We start from the raw sequence: 10023 nt of genomic DNA, 5'->3' as shown, positions 1-10023 counted from the left end.
GTAACCCGAAACAATGATACCAGCGGCCATGAACAGGATCGAGATCAGCTGAATGCCCAGAAAGGCCTCGCGCGCGATGCCCAATTTGGTTGTGCCATAGCCGAGCGCGAAAGCGGTCGAGAGATAAAAGATCGCAAAGCAGGCAATCGCCGCAAATGTGCCGCCGAACAGCTGGCGTGGGTGGGTGCGCACAACCTCTGCCATGGGAACGCGCGGCGGCGGAGCCTCTTCCAGTGCCGCGGCAAATGCTGGCGTTTCGGTCAAACGAAGGCGGACCCACAAACCAATGCCGACCAGAAGCGCGCTCAACAAAAATGGAATGCGCCAGCCCCATTCACGGAAATCGGAATCACTAAGTATGAGGCCAAGTATCAGGAAAAGGCCGTTCGAAAGGATGAAACCCACGGGCGCGCCGAGTTGCGGGAACATTCCATAGCGCGCGACCTTGCCCTTGGGTGCATTTTCAACCGCAAGCAACGCGGCTCCGCCCCATTCGCCGCCAAGTCCAAAGCCCTGACCGAAACGCAAAAGGCATAAAAGCGCCGGCGCGATCCAACCGGCAACTGCGTAAGTCGGCAGCAGCGCAATCAGAAAAGTCGATACGCCCATGATCATCAACGACCAAACAAGCGTTGCCTTACGCCCGATACGGTCGCCATAATGACCAAATACCAGCGCGCCAACTGGCCGGGCGATAAAGGCCAACGCAAAGGTCAGCCAGCTTTGCAGCAACTGAGCCTCGGGGCTCGATTGCGGAAAAAATAGCGGGCCAAAGACCAGCGAAGCGGCCGTTGCGAAAATATAAAAATCATAGAATTCGACGGCCGTTCCGGCCATGGCCGCGCCCAGAATCCGACGATGCGACGGTGCAGGCGCGGTTGCGGCTTCACCTGCGTTGGTGGTTGTCATTGTGCTCCCCCTTTGACTTACATTTCTGCTGGCACCGACAGCGGCGAAAGGAAAGCGGAAAAGTGCATTGCCCTTCGATGATCTGTTCCCTAATCGTTCGCACGTGAATCATCCCTCCCCCGCCCCGACGCCGCCTTGGTTGGACGGTTTGAACGCGCCGCAGCGCGAAGCCGTTTTAACCACTGAAGGCCCCGTGCTTCTGCTGGCCGGAGCGGGCACGGGCAAAACGGCTGCATTAACGGCACGTATGGCGCAGATTTTGTCCACGCGCCTTGCATGGCCGTCCGAAATTCTCGCCGTGACCTTCACCAACAAAGCTGCGCGTGAAATGCGTGAGCGCATTGGCGCAATGGTCGGCTCCGCGGTGGAAGGCATGCCGTGGCTGGGTACGTTCCACAGCATTGGCGCAAAGCTGCTTCGCCGCCATGCCGAAATAATCGGGCTACAGAGCAATTTCACGATTATCGACACCGATGATCAGATCCGATTGCTCAAGCAGTTGATCCAGTCGGAAGATTTGGACGAGAAACGATTTCCGGCGCGCGGGCTCGCGGCTTTGTTGGACAAATGGAAAAACGCGGGCAAGTCACCCTCCGATCTCGACGCTGGTGATAATGAGGCTTTCGCCAATGGTAAGGGCCAACGAATGTACGCGCTCTATCAGGCGCGCCTGCTGGCCCTGAACGCGTGCGACTTTGGCGATTTGCTGTTGCACGGGCTGAACCTGTTAAAGAACAACCGCGATATCCTCGAAAAATATCAGGCCCAGTTTAAATATATTCTCGTCGACGAATATCAGGATACGAACGCCGTCCAATATCTTTGGCTGCGCTTGCTCGCTCAGAAGCGTAAAAATATCTGCTGCGTCGGTGACGATGACCAAAGCATTTATTCATGGCGCGGTGCAGAGGTTGCCAACATCCTGCGTTTCGAACAGGATTTCCCGGGCGCAAAGACGATTAAGCTTGAACAGAATTACCGCAGTACGCCGCATATTTTGGCCGCAGCCTCTGGCCTCATTGACGCCAACAGCACGCGGCTGGGTAAGACATTGTGGACGGAACTCGACGATGGGGAAAAGGTCCGCATCATCGGTGTGTGGGACGGTCCGGAAGAAGCCCGCCGCGTCGGCGAAGAAATTGAAGCGTTGCAGTATAAAGGCGAGAGCCTCGACAGCGTCGCGATACTCGTGCGCGCGCAGCATCAGACCCGTGAATTCGAAGACCGCTTCATACAAATCGGCGTTAACTATCGGATAGTCGGCGGTTTTCGCTTTTACGAACGCGCCGAAATTCGCGATGCCATTGCCTATTTGCGTATCGTAAACCAGCCAGCCGACGATTTGGCCTTCGAACGTATAGTCAACGTCCCAAAACGCGGCATCGGCGACAAAGCGGTCGAAAAAATCCACATCGTTGCCCGCGCAGAGCGCGCCCCGCTTTCGGTCGCCGCCGCGCGATTGGTTGGAACCGATGAGTTGACCGGCAAGGCACGCAAGTCGCTCGCCGATCTGGTGGTCGATATCGCCCGCTGGCGCGATGAAGCTGCGCATATGTCGCCAGCGAACCTGACGCGGCTGATCATGGATGAATGCGGCTATACGGCGGTGTTGCAGGCAGAACGCAGCACCGAAGCATCGGCCCGCCTCGAAAACCTAAGCGAACTTGCGCGCGCGATGGAAGAATATGAAACGCTGGGCGAATTTCTGGAGCATGTCAGCCTGGTTATGGACAATGACCGCGGCGATACAGGCGCAAGCGTCACGATCATGACCATTCACGCCGCCAAGGGCCTTGAATATGACAATGTCTTCCTCGTCGGATGGGAGGAAGGGATATTCCCGTCGCAACGTGCGCTTGATGAAGGCGGCCTTGCTTCGTTGGAGGAAGAACGCCGGCTGGCCTATGTCGCGATAACCCGCGCGAAACGTCGGTGCACCATCATCCATGCCGCAAACCGGCGCATTTATGGCCAATGGACCAGCAGCATTCCCAGCCGTTTCATTGAGGAACTGCCGCTTGACCATATCGAGGCCGAGCAGACGATGACAGGGGGCGCATCACTTTGGCGTGCCAACTGGAGCGAACAAACGGACCCGTTTGCCCATCTGGCCGCAGCCAACCAAGGCCGCCGCAATGCGCGTGGTCCCGGCTGGCAAAGGGCAGCTACATCCGGCGGATTTAACCCGCGCCCACAGCGCATACCTGAAAACACACGCAGCGCGGTCAGCCTTGGCAATAAAGGTCGCAGTGACCTCAGCATCGGCCTGCGCGTCTTTCACGAAAAATTCGGTTATGGCGAAATCGCGGAGATCGAAGGCAATAAGCTTGAGATCGAATTCGAACAGGCTGGCCGCAAACGGGTGATGGACAGTTTTGTAACGATCAGCTGACGTATCTGCTCTGGTAATGCCTATCGCTTTGCGGTTATGGAAAGCCATGACTGCGGGGGCTGCACACATCATATCGGACGCAAGATCGGCGCTTGGCCGCCGCGACGCGTGTTCCGCGATGCGCGTGCTGTCCGCATTGCCTTGGGCAATATCAGCCGATAGGCGAACGCATCATGTCTGACACGCCCCCCAACATCCACCCACTCAGCATCCCGGACTTCCGCTATTATTGGCTCGCACGCTTTATGGCGGTGCTGGCAACAATGGGGATGGTCGTCGTCATCGGTTACCAAGCCTATGACATCGCGCGCAGTGACTATGGCATGTCCATTCGCGAAGCATCGCTGCAGCTTGGGCTACTTGGCCTTGTGCAATTCGTGCCGCTTGCGTTGTTGACCCCCGTTGCCGGATGGGCCGCCGACCGGTGGGAACGCCGGACAGTCGCGCGGCTTGCCAACAGCATCGACATGATCGTCGCGTTGGCGCTTGGTTGGTTCACTTATATCGATGGGCTTACCCTGCCCCTGCTTTTCATGTTTGCTGCGTTGCATGGCGTCGCCCGCGTATTTGTTGGGCCATCGATGTCGGCGATCGCGCCCAACATTGTTCCACCGGCATCTTTACCCCGTGCCATCGCACTGAGTTCAATCGCGTGGCAAGTCGGGTCCGTTTTTGGTCCAGCTGCAGGCGGGCTGATGTTCGCCGAAAGTGCGTCGCTGCCTTATTGGGTTTCGGCAGGTTTGATGTTTGCCGCCACAATCAGCTTGAGCTTTGTGAAGCCAGTCCATCCGCCCCGCATGGAAAGAAAGATCCACCCCATAAGGCAAATGATCGATGGCCTGCGGTACACATGGTCCGAACGATTTCTGCTGGGTGCCATTACGCTTGACCTATTTGCCGTCCTGCTTGCAGGCGCCACCGCGATGCTGCCCGTGTATGCGCGCGATATCCTGATGGTCGGTCCGGACGGTCTTGGCCAGTTGCGTGCCGCGCCAGCGGTTGGGGCGTCCGTCGTTGCGCTTATGCTCGCGATCAGGCCATTACGCCACAATGTCGGCGCCAAAATGCTTTGGGCAGTGGTGGTCTTTGGCGTCGCAACGATTGGATTTGGCTTAAGCCACGAAATTGGCAGTCATGTTTTTGGCGACGCGCGTATCGGTTTCCTGAACATGGGCGCTGGCATGGCGATCGCGTTAATCTCCCTCATCATCCTTGGCGCGTCAGACATGCTGTCCGTCTACGTCCGATCATCATTGGTTCAGCTGAACACCCCAGATGAAATGCGCGGACGCGTAAGCTCGGTATCGGGCCTTGCCATTTCCGCCTCGAATGAATTGGGCGAGCTACAGTCCGGTGTGGCGGCGGCGGCCCTTGGACCTGTTGGCGCGGTTGTATTCGGCGGCGTTGGTGCCATATTAATCACTGGAATGTGGGCGCGGCTATTCCCCGAGCTTAAAAACGCCCGCACATTTGAACCACAATATAGAGGAAGCAATCCATGAAAGCCCAATCGATCCTCGAAACCATCGGCAACACCCCGCACATCCGGATGGGGCGCATGTTCCCCAATGCCGAAGTCTGGATCAAATCCGAACGGTCGAACCCCGGCGGATCGATCAAGGACCGCATTGGTCTTGCCATGATCGAGGCAGCCGAGAAGGACGGCAGCCTGAAACCCGGCGGCACGATCATTGAACCAACGTCCGGAAATACCGGCGTTGGCCTTGCCATGGTCGCAGCGGTCAAGGGGTATAAGCTTATCCTCGTCATGCCAGAGTCCATGTCGCTGGAGCGCCGCCGGCTCATGCTCGCTTATGGTGCCAGCTTTGACCTGACCCCACGCGAAAAGGGCATGAAGGGCGCGATTGAACGTGCTTTGGAACTGGTGTCGCAGACCCAGGGTTCGTGGATGCCGCAGCAGTTCGAAAACCCGGCTAATATCGACGTCCATGTGCGCACAACATCGCAGGAAATATTGGCGGATTTCGCCGATACACCGATTGATGCCCTGATTACCGGCGTTGGAACAGGTGGCCACATCACGGGATGCGCAGAAGTTCTGAAAAAGGCCTGGCCCAATTTGAAGGTCTTTGCGGTGGAACCCACTTTGTCGCCAGTGATCAGCGGTGGCCAGCCCGGACCGCATGCCATTCAGGGAATTGGCGCAGGGTTTATTCCCGCGAACCTGCACACCGCATTGTTGGATGGCGTCATTCAGGTCGACCCTGAAGTTGCCAAGGAAACCGCACGACGCGCCGCACGCGAAGAAGGCATGCTTGTCGGTATTTCATCCGGCGCGACACTTGCCGCCATCGCGCAGAAGCTGCCCGAATTGCCAGCGGGGTCGCGTGTTCTTGGTTTCAGCTATGACACCGGCGAACGCTATTTATCGGTCCCCGACTTTTTGCCCGTCGACTAAACAAAAAATGCCGGGACATGATATCCCGGCATTTTTGTATCTGAGCATGAAACGGCTGAGCGGTTACGCTGCGGCGAACATCTCCGGCGACAAGGCCATTAGCGCTTCACTGCCCGCTTCAATCTTGCGCCGAAGTGCGCCGCAATCGGGTAAATACCGCTCCGCAAAATAGCGCGCGGTTACCAATTTGGTTTCGTAGAACGCCGCATTGCCAGTGCCTGCATCAAGCGCGCGTTGCGCCGATTCCGCCATGCGCAGCCATTGTAGGCCAAGCGCCACGATGCCCATGATGTGCATGTAATGATGCGCGCCCGCGCCGATGTTGTTCGGATTGGCCATGCCGTTTTGCATGAACCACATGGTCGATGCCTTCAAATCGCCACTGGCTTTTTCAAGACGGGTTGCGAAATCCGCGAGTGCCCCGCCCTTTGCGGCAGCACATTCCTCGTCGACAATCTTGAAGAGCGCCTGAATTGCCCGGCCGCCATTTTGCGCGAGCTTGCGGCCAACAAGGTCCATCGCCTGTACGCCGTTGGTGCCTTCGTAAATCATCGCGATACGGGCGTCGCGCACATATTGTTCCATGCCCCATTCGGCGATGTAGCCATGGCCACCATAGACTTGCTGCGCATTGGTGGCGACTTCATAGCCCTTGTCAGTGCCATACCCCTTGATGACTGGCGTTAGCAGCGACAAAAGGTCGTCCGCCATCTGCCGTTCTTCCTCAGTTTGCGCATGGTGCAGCAAATCGGCTTGCAACGCGCCCCATAGGCACAAGGCACGCATACCTTCTGTAAACGCCTTGGCATCCATCAGCATGCGGCGCACATCGGGGTGCACGAACAGGGTGTCGGCTTTCTGCTCCAGATCCTGCGGACCGGTCAGCGCGCGGCCCTGACGGCGATCTTGGGCATAATGCACGGCATTTTGGTAAGCGACTTCGGCAATGCCAAGGCCTTGCTGGCCAACGCCCAGACGCGCGATGTTCATCATGATGAACATGGCCGCGAGGCCCTTATTTTCTTCGCCGACAAGATAACCTGTCGCGCCGTCATAATTCATGACACAGGTCGCATTGCCGTGAATGCCCATCTTATGTTCGATAGAACCACAGGACAGCGTGTTCCGCGCGCCAAGCGACCCGTCATCATTGACCAAGAACTTGGGCACGATGAACAGCGAAATGCCTTTGACGCTGTCCGGTGCACCGGGTGTTTTGGCCAAGACGAGGTGAATGATATTCTCGGTCAGGTCATGGTCGCCAGACGAAATGAAGATTTTCGTTCCGGAAACCGCATAGCTGCCATCATCATTGGGCACAGCTTTGGTGCGGATGAGGCCAAGATCGGTTCCGCAATGCGGCTCGGTCAGGTTCATCGTCCCGCCCCATTTGCCCGAAATCATATTCGGCGCATATTTGGCTTTCTGTTCGTCGCTGCCCTTTACCAATATTGCCGATACCGCACCTTGGGTAAGCCCCGGATACATCGCGAACGCCATGTTTGAACTTGCCATAAGCTCTTCAAACGCCATGGAGACGATGTGTGGCATGCCTTGGCCACCAAACTCCACGGGCGCTGATAATGTGCCCCAGCCGCCTTCGCAGTACAGCTTATAGGCTTCCTTAAAGCCATCAGGGGTGGTGACGCTGCCGTCTTCATGGCGCGTGCAGCCTCGCAAGTCGCCGACTTGGTTCAACGGGAACAGAACGCCCTCTACAAATTTGGCGCCTTCGGTCAGGATCGCGTCGACCATATCCGCGCTGGCATTTTCAAAGCCGGGCAGATTGGCGAAGCGCTCAACAGCCAATACTTCGTTGAGAATGAACTGCATATCGCGAACGGGGGCGGTGTAGCTTGGCATTTTCGATCCTTAATTGGCTGGAAATATCAAATTAGGCGGTGGCAGATTTGTCTGCGGCCTCTGCCTTTTCGACGGTTGAAACAAATTCGGTAAGCTCGTGAATAGCGCTTTCGATATCGTCACGCTGCGCCTTTAACAGATTGATCCTGTCGCGGCATTTTTCAATGGTCACGCGGCGCTGAATATTGCGACCGTCGTTCAGATCGTAAAGGTCAATCATTTCCCGGATTTCAGCAAGGCTGAAACCAACGCGCTTTGCACGCAATATCCACGCTAGCCGCGCGCGGTCGCGCTTGGAATAAATGCGGGCAAGCCCAAGGCGTTCAGGGGAAATCAAGCCTTGGTCTTCGTAAAAGCGCAAGGCCCGCGCGGTTACATCAAACTCGCTCGAAAGATCCGAGATTGTGAATGAATCGCGGTTAAATGCGTCTGGCGTATCGATGGTCGCATCGGCCCGCCTTTCCTCGCGCGTAATTGATTCCATGGCGCCTTCCCTCTTGTGTACACTAGCGTCACTACTTTACGTTAGCGTAAACGTCAATTGGCGAAGTGACCTCTGCCGCGACGTAACATAGCCTGCGTTTAAGTGCGCGTGTCGGGTTTTGGTGGCGAAGAGGGCGGGGTGACGGACGCGTCGGCCGACGGATCGCCCGTCAGGGGTGCAGGCGCAGGGTCAACCATTGGTTCTGGCTTGGGCGGAGTCCGCTTTACCGGCGTCGATGTATCCTTCAATACCACCACTTCCTGATCCAGTTTCGTGACCGCGAACAATGATTTCGCAAATGCTAGTGGCAAGCGAATGCAGCCATGCGATGCCGGATATCCGGGTACATAGCCGCCGTGTATGGCAATCCCGTCCCATGTGAGCCGCTGCATATAAGGCATTGGGGCATTGCTGTAGAGGTTGGATTTGTGATCGATATTTTTTTGCAAAATATTGAACGCACCAATGGGTGTTTCTTTGCCCTTTTTACCTGACGAGATCGTGCTGAAACCAATCAGCTTGTCATTCTGGAATACATAGACCCGCTGGGTATCCAGCACGATGACAATTTTCACCGGCCCCTCATAGCGGTCTTGCGGGATCCATACATATTGGCCGGGCTTAAGCGTATCCACTGGGCCCTTTTTTGGGACGGGTTTTGGTGTCGGCGCAACGGCGGGTGGTTTGATTTCAGGTGGAGCAACAACCGGCGGCGGCACCGCGCTTTCAGGCACGACAGCCGGGCTAGCCTGTATGTTCGTCGGCACAGCTTGAGCACTGTTCTGCGCAACAACAGCACCGGGCGCGCTCGCGAACAGCACAAGCGCACACATGAGGTGCGATATCCGGATGCCCGCGTTCGATTTCATGGAATTGGCTTTAAACCCTCAAGATACAGCAACACACTGCATTTCAGGCATCTTAGCAAACAACTCAGATGAATTCGATGTGAATTTAGCTGCAATCCGCAAAAACAACCTTGGGGGCAATGAGGCTAACTGTCCTAGTTTTGCGTCGAAACGCCTGCGGGCCACTGTCGCTTGCAAACGTTCGTCCCTATCTCATTGTCATGATCATTGGTCGCAGACATTTTATCCAATCCGCCATTGCCGGTGCCAGCTTGCTCGCTGCGCCCTCTACAGCAACTGATATCGTTTTTGCCCCGGGAACCGGTAATAACAGCGCCGGGTCTGTTCCACCTTTACTGCTCAGCCGCGCCAAAGCCGCGCTGGACATGCATAAAAGCCGCATTCGCAATCACGACCTCATCGCTATTGCCGATTTTTCGAAACCGTCGCGCGACCCTCGTTTTTACGTCGTGGATTTGCGGAACGGTTCATCCGCGCATTATCTGGTGGCCCATGGAAAAGGGTCCGACCCTAGCCATAGCGGATGGGTCCAGAACTTCTCAAACGTTCATGGGTCCGAAGCGACATCGGCTGGCAGTTACCTCGTCAGCGATACCTATATCGGCCAATATGGGGAGTCTCGCCGGCTCATTGGCTTGGATCCGCAGAATGACCAAGCCGAAGCCCGCGCGATTGTTATTCATCCGGCATGGTATGTGAACCAGTCTCTGATCCAAGATCAGGGCAAGATTGGCCGCAGCCAGGGTTGTTTTGCCTTCGCCAAAAATGACATCAACGTCATTTTGGAACGCGTTGCCCCCGGCTGCCTTTTATATTCGGATAAAGTTTAGCTTCAGCTGCCGTTGGCGGTTTTAAAAACACCGCAAATGATCCGCTTGCCGCTGTTCCCGCTGGGGTCTGTTTTATAGTCATCTGCTTTTTCGTGGATAACCAACGCACCGCCGTCGGCATCCAGCAGACCGGTGGGTCCCGAAATCACAAAATCGGGTAATTTATATTCCAATGTTATCTTGCCGTCAGCGCCGGCCGTTACATTTGGCAAATCGCCATGATGCGCGCCCATTGGATTATCCAGGCCATGTTGTTT

At 56.3% G+C, this 10023-nt stretch carries 9 protein-coding genes; 4 read left to right on the top strand and 5 right to left on the bottom strand.

Features of this window, described 5'->3' with window-relative positions; all coding sequences use genetic code 11:
- The coding region (locus tag ACIQ0G_RS08065; RefSeq protein WP_397577463.1) for an MFS transporter at positions 1-909 on the bottom strand (909 nt) is incomplete at its 3' end.
- A gap of 103 nt (positions 910-1012) precedes the next feature.
- On the opposite strand from ACIQ0G_RS08065, the gene ACIQ0G_RS08060 reads away from it, so the two are divergent.
- The 3 genes from ACIQ0G_RS08060 (at position 1013) to cysK (ending at position 5720) form a co-directional block, all read left to right on the top strand.
- Positions 1013-3301 carry an ATP-dependent helicase gene (locus tag ACIQ0G_RS08060; RefSeq protein ID WP_397577462.1) on the top strand — a complete coding sequence of 763 codons (2289 nt, stop codon included), beginning with the start codon at positions 1013-1015 and terminating at the stop codon, positions 3299-3301.
- A 173-nt stretch (positions 3302-3474) separates the two neighbouring features.
- Complete coding sequence (locus tag ACIQ0G_RS08055; RefSeq protein WP_397577461.1) at positions 3475-4803, top strand: MFS transporter; 1329 nt, start codon at positions 3475-3477, stop codon at positions 4801-4803.
- Positions 4800-5720 carry a cysteine synthase A gene (cysK, locus tag ACIQ0G_RS08050; protein ID WP_397577460.1) on the top strand — a complete coding sequence of 307 codons (921 nt, stop codon included), beginning with the start codon at positions 4800-4802 and terminating at the stop codon, positions 5718-5720. Before ACIQ0G_RS08055 ends, cysK begins: the two co-directional genes overlap by 4 nt.
- A gap of 63 nt (positions 5721-5783) precedes the next feature.
- Here the strand turns inward: cysK and ACIQ0G_RS08045 are convergent, their stop codons facing one another.
- From ACIQ0G_RS08045 to ACIQ0G_RS08035, 3 genes are all read right to left on the bottom strand, one after another.
- Entirely contained in the window at positions 5784-7583 is a 1800-nt protein-coding gene (locus tag ACIQ0G_RS08045; protein WP_397577459.1) for an acyl-CoA dehydrogenase C-terminal domain-containing protein, read from the bottom strand.
- Between the two features lie 31 nt (positions 7584-7614).
- Complete coding sequence (locus ACIQ0G_RS08040; RefSeq protein WP_397577458.1) at positions 7615-8067, bottom strand: MerR family DNA-binding transcriptional regulator; 453 nt, start codon at positions 8065-8067, stop codon at positions 7615-7617.
- A 98-nt stretch (positions 8068-8165) separates the two neighbouring features.
- Positions 8166-8936, bottom strand: coding sequence for a L,D-transpeptidase family protein (locus ACIQ0G_RS08035; RefSeq protein ID WP_397577457.1), 771 nt, complete (start codon positions 8934-8936; stop codon positions 8166-8168).
- A gap of 119 nt (positions 8937-9055) precedes the next feature.
- Here ACIQ0G_RS08035 and ACIQ0G_RS08030 point away from each other — a divergent pair, with 119 nt between their 5' ends.
- Positions 9056-9766 (top strand): murein L,D-transpeptidase catalytic domain family protein, encoded by a 711-nt coding sequence (locus ACIQ0G_RS08030; RefSeq protein WP_397577456.1) that lies wholly within the window; start codon positions 9056-9058, stop codon positions 9764-9766.
- Between the two features lie 2 nt (positions 9767-9768).
- Here the strand turns inward: ACIQ0G_RS08030 and ACIQ0G_RS08025 are convergent.
- The coding region (locus tag ACIQ0G_RS08025; protein ID WP_397577455.1) for a superoxide dismutase family protein at positions 9769-10023 on the bottom strand (255 nt) is incomplete at its 5' end.

Origin of the sequence: Sphingorhabdus sp. (genome assembly GCF_044354325.1) — a bacterium.
GTDB lineage: Bacteria > Pseudomonadota > Alphaproteobacteria > Sphingomonadales > Sphingomonadaceae > Sphingorhabdus_B.
The sequence above is the reverse complement of the archived record's forward strand: the minus strand, read 5'-3'. Positions and strand labels throughout refer to the sequence as shown.